This is a genomic window from Aureimonas sp. Leaf427, from assembly GCF_001425485.1.
GTDB lineage: Bacteria > Pseudomonadota > Alphaproteobacteria > Rhizobiales > Rhizobiaceae > Plantimonas.
On the sequence record NZ_LMQW01000051.1, the window covers coordinates 41,146 to 57,328 of the forward strand.

Sequence of the window (16,183 nt, forward strand, 5' to 3'; positions counted from 1 at the left end):
TCCTTTCGATCCATCATCCTCCCGCCGCCTTCGCGGCTTTGCGAAGGCGGATGAGAATGAAATCTTCGCAAGAAACGAGGCGTGCTCCCGCCGGCTCCGCGGGTCGCCGGGAACGGTCCTACTCCGCCGGCTCCGCCACCGCCCTGGCCTCGCGCGGCAGCAGCTTCTTCAGCCAGCGGCCGAGCACGCGCTCGATGTCGTCCACCACCGTATAGACCGCCGGCACGTAGACGAGGCTGAGCACGGTCGAGGAAAGAAGCCCGCCGATGACGGCGATCGCCATCGGCGCCCGGCTTTCGGCGTCGGCGCCGATGCCGAGCGCGATCGGGGCCATGCCCGCCGCCATGGCGATGGAGGTCATGACGATCGGGCGGGCACGCTTGGTCGCGGCCTCGATCAGCGCGGTGTGGCGATCCGTGCCGGAGCGGCGCGCGAGGATCGCGTATTCGACGAGGAGGATCGAGTTCTTGGCCGCGATGCCCATGAGGAGAAGCACGCCGATCAGCACCGAGACCGCGATCGACGCGCCGGTGACATAGAGGAAGCCGAAGGCACCGCCGATCGAGAGGGGCAGGGCGGTGAGGATCGTCACCGGCTGGAGGAAGGAGTTGAAGAGGAGGACGAGCGTTCCGAACATCAGGAGGATGCCGACCGCGATGGCCGTGGTGAAGCCGGAGAAAAGCTCGGCCATGCGCTTGGCGTCGCCCTGCGTGCGCTCGTGAATGCCCGCCGGAAGCGTCTTCATCACGGGCAGCGCCTCGATGGCGGCGCGGGCTTCGCCGAGCGTCAGGCCGTTCAGCTCCGCCTCGACCGAGACCGTGCGCTCGCCGTCGACATGGTTGATGCTGGTCGGGCCGGCGCCGAAGGAGAAGTCCGCGATCGAGCCGAGCGGCACGGTGGCGACGCTGCCCCGGACGCTGAGCGAGGAGAGAATCGACAGATCGCCGCGCGCGGCGTCCGACAGCGTGGGGATGACGTAGATCTGGCGATCGCCGAGATTGTACTTGGCGAGCGCCCGGTCGGCATCCCCGAGCGTCGCGATGTTGAGGAGCGAGGCGATCTCGGCGGAGGTGACGCCGACGCTCGCCATCTTCGCCTTGTCCGGCGTGATCACCAGTTCGGGCTTGGCGGTGGCCGCGTCCGAGATCGGGTTGGAGAGGCCGGCAATGCCGCGCATTCCGGCCGCAAGCTCCGCCGCCGTCGCCGTCAGAAGCTCGCTGTTCTCGCCGACGAGCGTGATCTCGACCTTCGAGCCCGATTGGCCGTCCGCGCCGAACTGGATGCGCGCCCCCGGAATGTCGTCGAAGAGATGGACCGAGCGCGCCTCGAAATCCTGCTGCGAGACGGTGCGCTCCTCGCGCGGCTTGAGATTGGCCGTCACCGTCGCGGTCACGACGCTCGCTCCCGCGCCCATCCGCACCGGCCCCATCCCGCCTTCCGTCGTCGCGCCGATCGAGGCGAAGACGGAGGCGACCTCCGGCTGGCTCTTCAGCTTCGCGCTGACGGCCTTTGTCACGGCGTCGGTCTCGGCCAGCGTCGAGCCCGGCTGGAGCGCCACGGAAACGATCGAGCGCCCCTGGTCCGAGGCGGGCATGAACTCGGTCGGCAGCTTCGTCGCCAGGAAGACGGAGCCGGCGAAGAAGGCGATGCCGAGAAGCACCGTGATCCACCGAAAGCGCAGCGCCTGGCGCAGGATGCGAAGGTAGAGGAAGACCCAGCCGGGCGTGTCGTCATGGCTGTCCGCCCCGCTCGCCTTCACGAAATAGGCGCCCATCAGCGGCGTCAGCGTGCGCGCGACGAGGAGGGAGAAGAGCACGGACACGCAGACGGCGATCGCGAAGGAGACGAAGAGTTTGCCCGGAATGCCCGGCATGAAGGCGACGGGCACGAAGACCGCGACGATCGTCATCGTGGTCGCGACGACGGCGAGGCCGATCTCGTCGGCCGCTTCGATGGCCGCCTCGTAGGCCGACTTGCCGCTCCGGCGCATGTGCCGGACGATGTTCTCGATCTCCACGATCGCATCGTCCACCAGGATGCCGACGACGAGCGAGAGCGCCAGAAGCGTGATCGTGTTCAGCGACAGGTCGAGCCAGGCCATGACGGCGAAGGTCGGGATCAGCGACAGGGGCAGGGCGGTCGCCGCGACCAGCGTCGCGCGGATGTCGCGCAGGAAGAGGAAGACGACGACGATCGCGAGCACCGCGCCGAGCCAGAGCGCCTCGAAGGCGGCGTCGTAGCTCTCCTGCACGAAGGTCGAGGAGGACGTGACCTCGGCATAGCTTGCGCCCGCGTCCGCCGCGTCCAGTGTCCCGATGGCGGCGCGCACGGCGTTCGTCACCGCGATCTCCGACGAACCCTTGGCGCTGTAGACGGAGAAGGCGACGACCTCCCGCCCGTCGAGCCGGGCTCGGCTGCGCGGCTCCTCCCAGCCGTCGACGATCTCGCCGAAATCGGCGAGCCGCATCGACTGACCGCCCGTGATCGCGATCGGCGTCTCGCGCAGCGCCTCGATCGAATCGACGCGGCCGAGCGTGCGCACGGACTGTTCGGCGGCGCCCACGACCGTGCGACCGCCCGACTGGTTGACGTTCTGCGCCGCGAGCGCCCGCGAGATGTCGCCGACGGTGACGCCGAGCGCGTTCAGCCGGTCCGGGTCGAGCTTGACGAGGATCGCGCGCGAGACGCCGCCCGAGCGCGTGATCTTGGAGACGCCGTCCACCGCCAGAAGAGCCTTGGCGACGTCGTTGTCGATCTTCCACGACAGATCGTCCGGCGAGAGCGCCGGCGCGTCCACGACATAGGTCAGGATCGCGAAGTCGCCGGCATCGACCCGCGCCACCAGCGGCGTCTCGGCGGCATCGGGCAAATCGCTGGCGATCGAATCCACCGCGTTGCGCACGTCGTCGGTCGCCTGCATCAGGTCCATGTCGAGCGTGAACTCGATGGCGGTCGTGGAGGCGCCTTCCGAAATGGTGGAGGTCACGCTCTCGACCCCGGAGAGCGTCTGCACCGCGTTTTCCACGAGATCGGTGACCTGCGTCTCGATCTCCGTCGGCGATGCGCCGGTCTGGACGACGGTGACGGTCACCATCGGAAAGTCGATGTCCGGCATGGTGTTGACGCGAAGCTGGCCGAAGCCCCAGAGGCCGGTGAAGGCGAGCGTCAGGAAGAGGACGATCGTCGGGATCGGGTTGCGGATCGACCAGGCGGAAATCCCGTTCAACGCACGATCTCCACCGGGGCGCCCGTCTCGGCGGCCTGGCTGACCACGCGCACGACCGCCCCGTCGTTGAGGAAGCCGGCGCCCGACGTCACGACCCGCTCGCCCTCCGAAAGCGCACCGGAGACCGCGACGCGGTCGCCGCCGCGCGTGCCGACCTCGACGGGCTTCAGGAAGACCTGGTTGTTCGCGCCGACCACGAAGACGGCCGGCCGCCCCTCGCGGAAGGTCAAGGCGCCGGAGGCGACCGTCATCGTCTGCTCGCCGCCGGCCGAGACGCCGGCGCGAACGAACATGCCGGCCTTCAGCTTCGTGTCTCCGGGAAGTCCGATCCGCACCGTGCCGAGATGGCTGGCGGAATCGACGGTTTCGGCGATGGAGGCGATCCGGGCCTGGAGGACCGCGCCGTCCGGGCCGGTCACGTCGGCGGCGTCGCCGACGGCGATATGGGCGAGATACTGCTCGGGCAGCCGGATCGCCGCTTCCAGCCGGCCCTCGCGCTGAAGCCGCAGGATTTCCGCGCCCGCCTGCACGATGGTGCCGAGCGTCGCGGGCTTGGAGGAGACCCGGCCGGCGAAGGGCGCGCGGATCACCGTTCGGTCGAGCTGGACCTCCAGCGTCCTCACGGCGGCCTTCGCCTGTTCGACCGCGGCCCGCGTCGTCTCGACGGCGGTCTGGCGCTCCTCGATCGTCTCGGCCGCGAGCGAGCCGGACTTGCCGAGCCGCTGGCCGCGCTCGTTGGCGGAAACGGCGGCGGAAAAGCTCGCCTCCGCGCTGCGCTGCTGGGCCTGCGACTGCGCCAGCTCCGCCTCGATGAGGCTCGCATCCAGCCGGGCGACGACCGCGCCGGCTTCCACCCGGTCGCCCTCTTCGGCAAGGATCTCCACCAGCGCCAGCCCGCCGGTCGGCGCGCCCACCGCGACCTCCTGCCAAGCCTCGACGAGACCTGTTCCCGAGACCTTGGCGGCAACGCTCTCGCGCCGCACGGCATCGGTCGTGACGGTCAGGCTCACGCGCTCCTGCGTCGGGGGCACGGCGGCCGAGGCCGCGTCCTGCGCGCGGGTGGCGGAGGCGGCCGATGCGAAAGTCGCAAGCGTCAGGAGGCAGAGGAGCGGCTTCGACATGGCGTCGGCTCGGGCTTTCGCAAAGGCCGGCGGCGCCGGCGGAAAAGGGCGGGAGCTGAAACGTCCGGAGGGTCGGACGTTTCAGCTCCCTGGAGCGCCATGCGTCCCGAAGGATGCAAAGACGGACGCTCCATCTGCTGTTTCTCGGACGGACCCGAGGGCCCGGCGACGCAATGTCGGAACCGACGGCGCCGGTCCGGGCGGCCTCGGACACCGCGCCATGCTTTCCGATCTATTCTCTTCGAATGGCCCTGCCATGACCATGTGGTGTCGATGTGTTGCGAAATGTTGCGCGTCGCGGAGGCGGCCCTCGGAGGCGCGGCTTTGTGGCCTGGGCCGGAGAGGTTTCGATACGAAAAAGCGCTCGCCGGTCCGCATGCCATGCCGGATAAGGAAGGCCAAGCGAAAGGCGTTGGACCGATGGACAGCCGAAACAGGATTCTCGTCGTCGACGACGATCAGGAAATCCGCCGCCTGCTGGGCCGATACTTGGAGCAGCAAGGGTTCCAGGTGGTGCTGGCGGGAAGCCGGCGCGAGTTCGAGGCGCGGCTGGCGGAGGGCGAGGTCCAGGTCGTCGTCCTCGACGTCATGCTGCCCGACGGCTCCGGCCTCGACATCTGCCGCGACCTGCGCGACCGCCGGCCCGACCTCGGCATCATCCTTCTCACCGCGCTGAAGGAGGACGTGGACCGCATCATCGGCCTCGAACTCGGCGCCGACGACTATCTCGGCAAGCCCTTCAACCCGCGGGAACTCGTCGCCCGCATCAAGGCGGTGCTTCGGCGCACTGGCGAGCGGCGCGAGGAGACGGTCGAAGCGCCGGCCACGGGCGCCTTCCGCTTCGACGGGTTCCACGTCGATCCCTTGAGGCGCAGCGTCGCGGACGAGGCCGGCGCCGAGGTGGAGCTCACGGGCGCGGAGTTCGACCTACTCCTCATCTTCCTGGAGCGCCCGGGCCGCGTCCTGTCGCGCGACGTCCTCCTCGACCTTCTGCATGGCCGCGCCATCGATCCGTTCGACCGCTCGGTCGACGTCACGATGAGCCGTCTGCGGCGAAAGCTCGGCGACGGCGGCGTGTTCCGCCTCTTCAAGACCGTGCGCAACGGCGGCTATCAGTTCACCGCCGCGGTGGAGAAGCTCGGAGCCGCGCCATGAAGTCGCTCGGCGCGCGGCTGGCCATCCTCCTCGTCGCCTCGATCGTCGGCGTCGTGCTTCTGGCCGGTTTCATCACCATCCGCTTCGTCGGGCGCTGGGACGATGGAAGCTTCGAGGCGAGCTTCGTGCGGCAGGCGGAGGCGATCTCGGTTCTCGCGGGGGGATCGACAGCCGTTGCCGCCAAAGCCGGGCTGGATCTCGGACCCCGGCCCCCCGAGAATCGGATCGAGCGCGAGGATTCCGACCGTCTGAGGGAAGCGGCCGAGCGCATGGGCATCGACATCGTGCCCCTGGTCGAGGTGAAGGACACCGGCGTCTCCCGGCGCCGCATCGCCATTCCGATCGACGGGGCGAGCTATGCCTACATGCCCTTTCCCGGCCCGCCGCCGCAGCCGGTGAGCCCGCTCGTCACCTATCTCGCCATCCTCATCGTCGGTGCGGTCGCGATCTCGACGCTCGCGGCCCGCCGCATTCTGGAGCCGCTGAAGCTTCTGGAGCGGGCGGTCGCTTCCGTCGGGCCGCAGGGCGATATTCCGCGCATCGACGAGAAGGGCCCGGCCGAGGTGCGCGCCACGGCCGCCGCGCTGAACCGTCTCTCCGATCGCCTGAAGCTGGCCGTCGACAGCCGGATGCGGCTCGTCGCGGCCGCCGGCCACGATCTGCGCACGCCCATGACGCGGATGCGGCTTCGCGCGGAGTTCCTGCCGCCGGAGGAGCAGGAAACCTGGCTGAAGGACCTCGCCGAACTCGACCGCATCGCCGACAGCGCGATCCGGCTCGTGCGCGAGGAGGTGGCGGGCGGCGACGAGAGCGCCGCCTTCGCGCTGGATGCGCTGATCGGCGAGATCGCCGGGGAACTGCGCGAGATCGGCCGCGACGTGACGGAGGCGCTGCCGATGCCGCGCATCGACGTCGACGGCCGGCGCTTCGGCCTGAAGCGCGCGCTGCGCAATCTCGTCGACAACGCCGCGACCCATGGCGGCGGCGCGCGCGTCCGACTCGGCGAAGCGGAGGACGTGGCCATCGTCGAGATCGACGACGACGGGCCGGGCATTCCGGAGGACCTCCTCTCGCGGGTCTTCGAGCCCTTCTTCCGCGTCGATGCGTCCCGAAGGCAGGCCCATCCCGGCGCGGGCCTCGGCTTTGCCATCGCGCGGGAGATCGTCGAGGGTGCCGGCGGCTCGATCGCCATCGCCAACCGGACCGAAGGCGGCCTGCGCCAGACCGTCCGCTTGCCGCTGTCCCAGAGTCCGTCAGGTTCGTTCTGACCCTCAGGCAATCTGGCTTGGGACGCCCGGCGCCCCCTTATCCTGACGAACTCGAGGCCGGACGTCCGATCCGCCGAAAGCCCTATCGAACGAGATCGAGGAGGCGCGTCGCCGTTCCGGTCACGGCATGGGCGGCCGATCCCGTGACCTCCGCCGTGCGCGTCAGGATCGCCCCGCCGGACGGCACGAGATCCCCGACGCGGAAGCCGGCATCGGCGAGCTGGATCGGCATGGGCGGGCTTTCTTCGGCGGCGAGTTCGGCCACGCCGTAGATCTCGAGCCCGCGCGGGCTGACGTCGAAGGGCACCTCGCTCGGGCGCGGGGGAACGGCGGCTGGGCGGATGGCGGCGGCGAGCCGTGGCTGCGGCCGTGGCGTCGGCACCGCGACATGCGCGGCGCTCGGGAGAACCGCCGGCCGTGCCTCGCGCGCCGCCGCCGGAGCGGGGCTGGGCGGCACGACCGCGGCGACCTCTTCGGCCGGTGGCTTGGGCAGGATATGGTCGAGCGCGCTCCCGGCCTGGACGGGCAGGTCGAAGCGGACGGGAACGCCCGTGACGCGGACCGGATCGGCGGAGGGGAGAGCCGGCCCGGCCACGCCCGGCGCGCGTTCCGGCAGGAGATCGCGGATGTCGTAGCCGCCGACCGAGGCGAGATGCAGCCCGGCCATGACGGTCACGGACAGGACGGCCTGGACGCCGAGCCGCCGCGCGAGGGTCCAGATCGGGCGAGGCTTGCGGGCGCCTGTCGGCTGGTTCGTGGTCGCGGTCATCGGTCGGTCCCCTGAACGTGTCGGTCGGGGGAGACCATCGGCCGCAGCTATGGCCGCATTTCGGCGGCGCGATAACGTTCGATGACGGCCGTGCAACATTTTGTATCCGGGGCTGCCCGGACACCGGCTCTTTCCCGTCAGTTGCCGCCGAAAAGCTCGACCGAGGGCTTGGCGCGAAGCTGGAGATAGGTCGGGTCGAACTGGCCGACGGCCTTCAACTGCTCCCAGTTGAGGATCGTCACCGTCCGCCGTTCAACGGCGATGATCTCGTCGGTCCGAAGATCCTGGAGGATGCGGTTGACGTGGACGACGCTGAGACCGAGCGCATCGCCGAGCTCGGTCTGGGTGAGGGGGAGCTTGTAGCGAAAGCCATCGGCAAGGCCGATGACGTCGAGCCGCAGGAGAAGTTCGCAGAAGAGATGGGCGACGCGCGCGCGCGCCGACATGCGCCCGATGCCGGTGATCTTGGCGCGGAACGTGGCGCCGTCGATCAGCGTCTCGCGCCAGAGCGCGGCCGCCACGCCCGGCCGGCTGTTGCAGAGCTCGTGCATCGCCGCATGCGGCACGAAGCCGAGCCGGCTCGGCACCACGGTCGCCACGCTGTGGTCCATGATGTCGAGATGCAGGCTCTGAAGATCCGGCATGTCGCCAGGAATGTTGAAAGCCAGGATCTGCCGGCGCCCGTCCGCGATCACCTTGTAGCGGCAGGTCAGGCCCTGGAGGACGAAGCAGCACTGATGGGGCCGGTCGCCGTCCCGGACGATGTCGAGGTCGGCCGGAAATTCCCGGACCGTCATCGGAAGCCGCTCGAAAGCCGCCTCGTCGTCCGGAGCCAGATCGATGATGCTCTTCAACCGCAGGATGACCGGCCTGAATGTCAGGACGTGTACCAACAGGATCTCCTTTGCGACGCCGACGAAACCGCGCGAAAGGGCCGACTCGGGGGAGCCCGAGCCGGCGTCAGCCGCTGGTGATGCTTCGCAATGTTCGGGCGAAAGATCGACCCACGGAAACGCTTAGTGGATGCATGGCTATAAATTCGGCTGATCGTCGCCCTGGTCCGCGGCACCTCGACCCCGGCCGGAACGATGCTCGACCGGCCCCCGTGCCCGGCCGGGGACGGCCTCCCGGTTTCTCGCTATGCGAGAATGTTCGACAAAAGGAGAAGGAGGCCCGCCACCATCGCGTAGACGACGCCGAAGACGACGAAGCTCGAGATGAAGGAGAAGACGACGCCCGCCAGGATCCACACCCCGTCCCGCTCGAGAAGGCCGAGCGAGAAGAGGCAGATCGTAATGGCCGGCAGCATGTTGCCGAGCGGGATGGGCAGGATGAGGATGACCGCCATCAGGAGGCAGAGCGCGCCGACCGCGTATTCCGCCGGGGGCCGCGCGACGGCGACGAGCCGCGGCTTCAGAAGCCTTTCGGCGCGGGCGATCCAGGGCGCGGCGCGCTCGATCATGGCGGCGAAATCGGTGCGCGGCAGCGAGCGGTTGGCGATGATGCCGGGAAGCCAGGGCTTGCGGCCGAAGGTCAGCTGCGCGGCGAGGAAGACCAGCGGCGCGCCGAGAATGGCCGAGGTGCCCGGCGGCGTCGGGATCGCGTTCGGCATGGCGAAGATCAGCATGAGCGCGCCGAAGGCCCGATCCTGCATGGCCGCGACGAGATCGGCGATCGAGACGCGCTCGCGGGACGTGTCGTTGGCGATGGCGAGGAGGATTTCCGCCAGCGTCCGCTTCATGAGATGCGGCGGTTCGACCGGCGCCTCGGAGACGATCGCGGGGGGCGCTGCGACCACCGCCGCCGTCTCCGCGTCCTCGGCTCCCGTCTCGCAGTCGATCGGGTTGTCGTCTCGGGGAGACATCGTGGGAATCATAGGGCGGGGTCCGCTGTTCCAGTCCTTGGCCGGACCATGCCCTGAAAAGATGACGCTTTCGGCAAGACGATGGCCGGAGCGAGCCTCATAGCGAGAATTGCTGACCCATTTCCACGACGCGGTTGGTCGGCAGGGAATAGAAGTCGGACATATCGGCAGCCGATATGGCCATCGAGATGTAGAGCTTGTCCTGCCAGAGCGGCATTCCGGAGGTCGCGACCGGTCGGAAGGCGCGTCGGCTGAGGAAGAAGGAGGTCGACATGATCTCGAACTTCAGCCCCTTTTTCTTCGCCAGAGACAGGGCTTTGGGCACGTTCGGCTCTTCCATGTAGCCGAAGCTGAGAAGCACGCGGGTGAAGAGTTCCGAGACCTCCTCGATGTGAACGCGCTCGGCCGGCGGCACGCGCGGCACGTTTTCCACGCGGATCGTCATGATCAGATTGCGCTCGTGGATCACGCCATTGTGCTTGAGGTTGTGCATGAGCGCGGAGGGCGCCGTCTCGGGATCGGAGGTGAGATAGACCGCCGTCCCGCGCGCGCGCATCGGCTTGGAGCGCTCCAGCATCCGCGTCAGGTCGTCGAGCGCGATGCTCTCGCGCCGGGCCTTGTCGTAGACGATCCGCGTGCCGCGCACCCAGGTCCACATGAGGAAGGAGAGGACCGAGGCAAGCGCCAACGGCGCATAGCCGCCGTCGAGCACCTTCAGGAGGTTCGAGCCGAGGAAGATGAACTCGATCACGAGGAAGGGAATGATCGCGAGGGCGGACAGCCAGACCGACCACTTCCAGCACTTCCAGAGGAAGAGGAAGGCCAGGATCGAGGTGATCACCATGTTGCCGGTGACGGCGATGCCGTAGGCGCTGGCCAGACGCGCCGAGCTTTCGAAGGTCCAGACGAGCACCATCACGCCGACGAAGAGAAGGGCGTTGACCTTGGGAATGTAGATCTGCCCGAACTGCTGCTCGGACGTGTGGCGCACTTCGAGGCGCGGCAGAAGGCCGAGCTGGATCGCCTGCTGCGTCAGCGAGAAGGCGCCGGTGATGACGGCCTGGCTCGCGATGACGGTCGCCATCGTGGCGAGGATCACGAGCGGGATCAGAGCCCAGTCCGGCGCCATCAGGTAGAACGGATTCTCCAGCGTCTCCGGCCGCGCCATGATCAGCGCGCCCTGGCCGAGATAGTTCAGCGTCAGCGCGGGAAAGACGAGGCCGATCCAGGCGATGCGGATCGGCTTGCGGCCGAAATGGCCCATGTCGGCATAGAGCGCCTCGGCGCCGGTGATGGCGAGGAAGACCGAACCGATGATGATCAGCGCCATCCAGCCGTGGTCGACGACGAAGTAGATCGCGTTCATCGGGTTCAGCGCGTGGAGGATGTCGGGCCGGTCGCCGATGTGGAGGAGGCCGAGAAGGCCCATGACGACGAACCAGACGAGCGTGATGGGCCCGAAATAGGTGGCGATCTGCCCCGTACCGCGGCTCTGGACGAAGAAGAGCGGAATGAGGATCGCCGTCGTGATCGGCAGCACCCAGTCGTTCAGCGCGGGCGTCACGAGCTTCAGGCCCTCGACGGCCGAGAGCACGGATATGGCCGGCGTGATGACCGCGTCGCCGTAGAAGAGCGAAGCGCCGATGATGCCGATGACGACGAGGAAGTTCTTCTTGCCCAGCGCCTTCTGCGTGAGGGCGAGGAGCGAGAGCGTGCCGCCTTCGCCGTTGTTGTCGGCGTTGAGGATCAGCAGCACGTATTTGACCGTGACGATCAGCGTCAGCGCCCAGATCAGCATGGAGACGACGCCGATCACCTCGGAATCGAGCAGGCCGTCCGCCGCCGAATGCACGAGCGCCTCGCGCAGCGCGTAGAGCGGACTCGTCCCGATGTCGCCGTAGACGACGCCGATCGAGCCGAGGAGAAGCGTCCAGAAGCCGCTCGGCGCATGCGAAGGATCTTGCCGGCCCGCCGGCTGTTCGATCCCGATCTGTGAGGACAAGAGGCAGATCTCCGGCATGCTGCAGACCGTGCCGCGATGCTCGGGGCTCGGTGGCACGGCCAGAGACCTACCCCGAACGCATCCTGGCGTGCAGTGCGCGCATCATAGACCGGACGCAATGGCTTGGCGACTGTTGTCGCAGCGCAACATCGCCGCGCCCCCGGCCGGGGCCGGGGACCCCGGAGCGAAGACCCCGCGACGCCGCGCGGGTGTCTTCGCTCGGTCGCGGAGCGGGGCGGGGCCCGCGTCAGGCCGCGGAGGGCGTTCCCTGCGGCGCACCGTCGCTTGGCCCGTGGCCGATGGCGGGCTTCGGCGCGTCGGCCTTCGGCTTCTTGTCCCGCGTCAGGAGCTTGAAGAAGAGCGGGATGAAGAAGATCGCGATGAAGGTCGCCGCCAGCATGCCGCCGATGACGCCCGTGCCGATCGAGTGCCGGCTCGCCGAGCCCGCGCCCGTCGAGATCGCCAGCGGCACGACGCCGAGGATGAAGGCGAGCGAGGTCATGACGATCGGCCGGAAGCGGAGCTTGGCTCCCTCCAGCGCCGCATCGTAGGCGCTGAGGCCCTCCTCGCGCTTCATCACCGCGAATTCCACGATCAGGATCGCGTTCTTGGCGGCGAGGCCGACGAGGGTGACGAGACCGATCTGGAAGTAGACGTCGTTCTCCAGACCCCGCAGCCAGATCGCCACCAGCGCGCCGCACATGGCGAAGGGCACCGCCAGGATGACGGCGATCGGCAGCGACCAGCGCTCGTACTGGGCCGCTAGGATGAGGAAGACCATGAGGATGCCGAAGCCGATGGCGATGGCGCCCGTGCCGCCGGTCTGAATCTCCTGATAGGCCGAGCCGGTCCAGGCGATGTCGTAGCCCTCGGGCAGGGCGCCCGCGATTTCCTGCATGGCGGCGAGCGCCTGTCCCGACGAATAGCCCGGCGCGGGCCCGCCCGAGACCTTGGCGGCGGTGAAGGCGTTGTAGCGCTCGATGAGGTCGGGGCCGACGACGCGCGTCACCTTCAGGAGCGAATCCAGAGGGATCATCGAGCCGGAGGCCGACTGGACGAAGACGAACTTCAGGTCCTCGGGCTTCTCGCGGAACTGCGCCTCGGACTGGAGACTGACCTGATAGTTGCGGCCGAGCAGCGTGAAGTCGTTGACGTAGAGGCTGCCGAAGGTCGCCTGCATGGTCGTGAAGATCTGCTCGATCGGCACGCCGAGGGCCTTGGCCTTCTCGCGGTCGACGTCGATCTTGTACTGCGGCACGCTCGCCGTGAAGGTCGTGCGAACGCCCGCAAGCTCCGGCCGCTTGGCCGCCTCGGCGACGAGTGCGTCCGTGGCCTCGATCAGCTGCTGCGTGCCGCCGCCGCCCCGGTCCTGGACGAAGAGGTCGAAGCCGCCGGTCGTGGAAAGGCCCTGGATCGGCGGCGGGTTGAAGGCGAGCACCATGGCGTCGCGCACGCCCGCATTGGCGCCCATGAAGGCGCCCGGCAGGTTGCGGCCGTCCTGTGCGGGATCGGTGCGCTCCTTCCAGTCCTTCAAGGTCACGAAGGCGACGCCCGCGCTCGTCTTCTGCGAGCCCGAGAGAAGGTCGAAACCGGCGAAGGTCACGGCGTCCTGCACGGCGGGATTGGCGCGGATGTTCTCGCTGACCTGCTTCATCGCCTCGGTCGTGCGCACGAGCGAGGAGGCCGGCGGCAGGATGCCGACGACGAAGTTCGATCCCTGGTCCTCGTCCGGCACGAGCGAGCCGGGGAGGGTGGCGAAGAGATGATAGGTGCCGAAGCAGATGCCGGCGAAGAGCGCCAGCGAGAGGAAGGCATGGCGCATCAGGAAGCCGACGCCGGCTCCGTAGCCGTTGGTCAGCTTCTCGAAGCCCGTGTTGAACCAGCGGAAGGGCGCCCAGGGCTTGGAATGCGAGTTCTTCAGGATGATGCCGCAGAGCGCGGGCGTCAGCGTGAGGGCGACGATGCCGGAGATCGTGACCGAGACGGCGATCGTCACGGCGAACTGGCGATACATCGTGCCCGCGAGGCCGCCGAGGAAGGCGACGGGGATGAACACGGCGCAGAGCACGAGCACGATCGCGATGACCGGGCTCGTCACCTCGGACATGGCCTTCGCCGTCGCGTCCTTCGGCGGCAGGCCTTCGGTCGTCATGATGCGCTCGACGTTCTCCAGCACCACGATGGCGTCGTCGACGACGATGCCGATGGCGAGGACAAGCGCGAAGAGCGTCAGGAGGTTGATCGAGAAGCCGAGCACCAGAAGCATGCCGAACGTGCCAATGATCGACACCGGCACCGCGATCATCGGGATCAGCGTCGCGCGGAAGTTCTGGAGGAAGACGAAGACGACCACGAAGACCAGCACCATCGCCTCGATGAAGGTCTTGATGACCTCCTCGATCGAGGCGGTGATGAACTTCGTCGTGTCGTAGGGAATGGCATAGGAAATGCCGTCTGGGAACGAGGCCTGGAGTTCGTCCATCCGGGCGCGCACGCCCTCCAGCGTCTCCAGCGCGTTGGCGCCGGGCTGGAGATAGATGCCGATCGGAACGGTCGAGGCGCCGTTATAGGTCGCGTTGAACGCATAGTCCTGCGCGCCCAGCTCGACGCGCGCCACATCCTTGAGAAGCAGCGAGGCGGCGTTGGCGTTGGAGCGCAGGATGATGTTCTCGAAGGCCTGCGCGTCGGGCAGGCGTCCGCCGGTCGTCACCGAATAGGTGAAGGCGAGTTCGTTCGGGTTGGGCTCGGCGCCGAACTGGCCGGCGGCGAACTGCGCGTTCTGCTCGCGGATGGCGGTGGCGACGTCGGTCGGCGTCAGGTTGTACTGCGCCAGCTGGTCCGGCCGCAGCCAGATTCGCATGGAATAGTCGCGCTGGCCGAAGAGCTGCGCGTCGCCGATGCCGGAGGAGCGCTTCAGCTCGTCGAGCACGTAGAGAAGCGCGTAGTTGGACACGTAGGTCGCGTCGTAGCGCGGGTCCGCCGAGGTCATCGTCAGAACGGCGAGGATCGAGGACGAGCGCTTCGTCACGGTGACGCCGAGGCGCTGGACCTCGGTCGGCAGCGAGGAGACGGCCTGCTGGACGCGGTTGTTGACGTTGATCGTCGCCTGATCCGGGTCGGTGCCGCTGGCGAACGTCACCGTGACGGAGGCCGTGCCCGACGAGGAGTTCGTCGACTTCATGTAGATCATGTCCTCGACGCCGTTGATCTGCTCCTCGAGGGGGGCGGAGACGGTCTGCGCGAGGGTTTCGGCACTGGCGCCGGGATAGGCGGCGGAGACCACCACTTCCGGCGGCACGAGCTCGGGATACTGCTCGATCGGCAGCGCCCGCATGCCCATGATGCCGGCGAGGAAGATGACGATCGAGATGACGGAGGCGAAGACCGGACGGTCGACGAAGAAGCGCGCGTTCACTGCGCGCCCTCCTTCGCGGTGGAGGAGTTCGGCGACTGGCTGGCGGACGCCGCAGCGGCGCCGGCCTGTGCGCCCGCGGCATTGCCGGCGGGTGCCGCCTCGCTGGAGCCTGCCGGCGTCGCCGCCTTCTGCGGAACGGAGGGACCGTCGGCCGCGACGGCCTCGGGCGCGGACGGCGCGACGGGTGCGTTAGGCCGGACCTTGACGACGCCGACGCTGACGATCTTGTCGCCGGCCTTCAGGCCTTCCGAGATGACGGTGCGGTCGCCCATCTCGGTTCCGGTGCGGATGGGGCGGACCTCGGCGACGTTCTCGGCATTGACCGTGTAGACGAAGGGCCCCTGCGGACCCTGCATCAGCGCCATGGTCGGGATCGAGACCGCGTTCTCCAGCGTCAGGCCGCTGACGCGAACGCGCACGAACTGGCCGGGAAGCAGCCGGTTGGCGGGATTGCCGAGGACGGCGCGCGACAGGATCGTGCCCGTTTCGGTGTCGATCGAGGACGAGGTGAAGTCGATCGTGCCCTTCTCGGGGTAGACCGTGCCGTCGCCGAAGGAGACCTCGACCACGAGATCGTTGCGGTTGCCGCTGGCGGCGCCCCCTTCGACGAGCCGGCGGATCGCGGCGGCCTCGGTGTCGGCGGCGGAGAAGTTCACGTAGATCGGGTCAAGCTGGCTGATCTTCGTCAAAAGTGTGTTGACCGCGACGAGGCTGCCTTCCGGCACCTGCTCCAGGCTGGTGATGCCGCCGACTGGCGCGTTGACGGTCGCATAGGTGAGGGACAGGCGGGCCGTCTCCAGCGTCGCCTGCGCGGCTTCCACCTGCGCTTCCGCCAGTTCGCGCGAGGAGGTCGCGTCGTCGAACGTCGCCGCAGAGGCCGCGCCGCGCTGGGTCAGCGTCTGCTGGCGCTCCTCGGTGCGGCGAGCCTGGCTCAGCGTCGCCTGCGACTGGGCGAGCTGTGCCTGGGCCAGCGCCACCTGCGCCTCGAACTCGCGCGGGTCGATGCGGAAGAGAACCTGATCGGGCTGGACGCGCGTGCCTTCCTCGAAGGTGCGCTGCAGAAGAATGCCGGGAACGCGCGCCCGCACCTCGACCTCGCGCGAGGCGACGACGCGCCCGGCATATTCGTAGGTGATCGGAAGCGGCTTCTCCTCGATCGTCTCCACCGTCACGGCCGGCGGCGGCGGGGCGGCCCCGCCGGGCGCCTGCGCCTCGGCAAGGCTCGTCGGCAGAAGGAAAAGGGCCGCTGTGGCCGCGAGACCGGAAAACTTGAAATTCGTCATGGGGCGATCCGCGACCGGACAAGAGGGGTGGACTGCTGCGCTGCGGTATTTACATACGGGACTGAATGTAAGCAAGGACA

At 68.4% G+C, this 16,183-nt stretch carries 10 protein-coding genes; 2 read left to right on the top strand and 8 right to left on the bottom strand.

All coding sequences use genetic code 11. The features are described from left to right. Positions 1–118: 118 nt before the first annotated feature. Positions 119–3,226, bottom strand: a complete 3,108-nt coding sequence (locus tag ASG62_RS21005; RefSeq protein WP_056689915.1) for an efflux RND transporter permease subunit — start codon at positions 3,224–3,226, stop codon at positions 119–121. Next, on the bottom strand, positions 3,223–4,347 hold the full coding sequence (locus ASG62_RS21010; RefSeq protein WP_056689918.1) for an efflux RND transporter periplasmic adaptor subunit: 1,125 nt from the start codon (positions 4,345–4,347) through the stop codon (positions 3,223–3,225). The genes ASG62_RS21005 and ASG62_RS21010 overlap by 4 nt, the downstream gene beginning before the upstream one ends. Positions 4,348–4,767: 420 nt before the next feature. Here ASG62_RS21010 and ASG62_RS21015 point away from each other — a divergent pair, with 420 nt between their 5' ends. Both ASG62_RS21015 and ASG62_RS21020 read left to right on the top strand, forming a co-directional pair. Continuing rightward, the gene (locus tag ASG62_RS21015) at positions 4,768–5,502 is read left to right on the top strand and encodes a response regulator transcription factor (protein ID WP_056689921.1); all 735 of its coding nucleotides are present in this window, start codon (positions 4,768–4,770) and stop codon (positions 5,500–5,502) included. Next, positions 5,499–6,770: an ATP-binding protein gene (locus ASG62_RS21020; RefSeq protein ID WP_056689925.1), complete on the top strand. Its 1,272-nt coding sequence runs from the start codon at positions 5,499–5,501 to the stop codon at positions 6,768–6,770. The genes ASG62_RS21015 and ASG62_RS21020 overlap by 4 nt, the downstream gene beginning before the upstream one ends. Positions 6,771–6,852: 82 nt before the next feature. On the opposite strand, the gene ASG62_RS21025 is transcribed toward ASG62_RS21020, so the two are convergent. The 6 genes from ASG62_RS21025 to ASG62_RS21050 all read right to left on the bottom strand — a co-directional run bounded on the left by ASG62_RS21025 (position 6,853) and on the right by ASG62_RS21050 (position 16,103). After that, positions 6,853–7,539 carry a hypothetical protein gene (locus ASG62_RS21025; protein WP_056689928.1) on the bottom strand — a complete coding sequence of 229 codons (687 nt, stop codon included), beginning with the start codon at positions 7,537–7,539 and terminating at the stop codon, positions 6,853–6,855. Between the two features lie 137 nt (positions 7,540–7,676). Next, positions 7,677–8,432, bottom strand: a complete 756-nt coding sequence (locus tag ASG62_RS21030; protein WP_244487461.1) for a Crp/Fnr family transcriptional regulator — start codon at positions 8,430–8,432, stop codon at positions 7,677–7,679. Positions 8,433–8,677: 245 nt separating this feature from the next. Further along, positions 8,678–9,280 carry an exopolysaccharide biosynthesis protein gene (locus ASG62_RS21035; protein ID WP_056690737.1) on the bottom strand — a complete coding sequence of 201 codons (603 nt, stop codon included), beginning with the start codon at positions 9,278–9,280 and terminating at the stop codon, positions 8,678–8,680. 220 nt (positions 9,281–9,500) lie between these two features. After that, positions 9,501–11,423 (bottom strand): potassium transporter Kup, encoded by a 1,923-nt coding sequence (locus ASG62_RS21040; protein ID WP_082536969.1) that lies wholly within the window; start codon positions 11,421–11,423, stop codon positions 9,501–9,503. 229 nt (positions 11,424–11,652) lie between these two features. Next, the gene (locus ASG62_RS21045; RefSeq protein ID WP_056689938.1) at positions 11,653–14,820 is read right to left on the bottom strand and encodes an efflux RND transporter permease subunit; all 3,168 of its coding nucleotides are present in this window, start codon (positions 14,818–14,820) and stop codon (positions 11,653–11,655) included. After that, positions 14,817–16,103, bottom strand: a complete 1,287-nt coding sequence (locus ASG62_RS21050) for an efflux RND transporter periplasmic adaptor subunit (protein WP_082536970.1) — start codon at positions 16,101–16,103, stop codon at positions 14,817–14,819. The genes ASG62_RS21045 and ASG62_RS21050 overlap by 4 nt, the downstream gene beginning before the upstream one ends. Positions 16,104–16,183: the final 80 nt, after the last annotated feature.

Bases quoted from the DNA above. Each gene is read 5' to 3' on its own strand.
- ASG62_RS21035 (WP_056690737.1), bottom strand. From the start codon at position 9,280: ATGAAGCGGACGCTGGCGGAAATCCTCCTCGCCATCGCCAACGACACG.
- ASG62_RS21025 (WP_056689928.1), bottom strand. From the start codon at position 7,539: ATGACCGCGACCACGAACCAGCCGACAGGCGCCCGCAAGCCTCGCCCG.
- ASG62_RS21010 (WP_056689918.1), bottom strand. From the start codon at position 4,347: ATGTCGAAGCCGCTCCTCTGCCTCCTGACGCTTGCGACTTTCGCATCG.
- ASG62_RS21015 (WP_056689921.1), top strand. From the start codon at position 4,768: ATGGACAGCCGAAACAGGATTCTCGTCGTCGACGACGATCAGGAAATC.
- ASG62_RS21040 (WP_082536969.1), bottom strand. From the start codon at position 11,423: ATGCCGGAGATCTGCCTCTTGTCCTCACAGATCGGGATCGAACAGCCG.
- ASG62_RS21050 (WP_082536970.1), bottom strand. From the start codon at position 16,103: ATGACGAATTTCAAGTTTTCCGGTCTCGCGGCCACAGCGGCCCTTTTC.
- ASG62_RS21020 (WP_056689925.1), top strand. From the start codon at position 5,499: ATGAAGTCGCTCGGCGCGCGGCTGGCCATCCTCCTCGTCGCCTCGATC.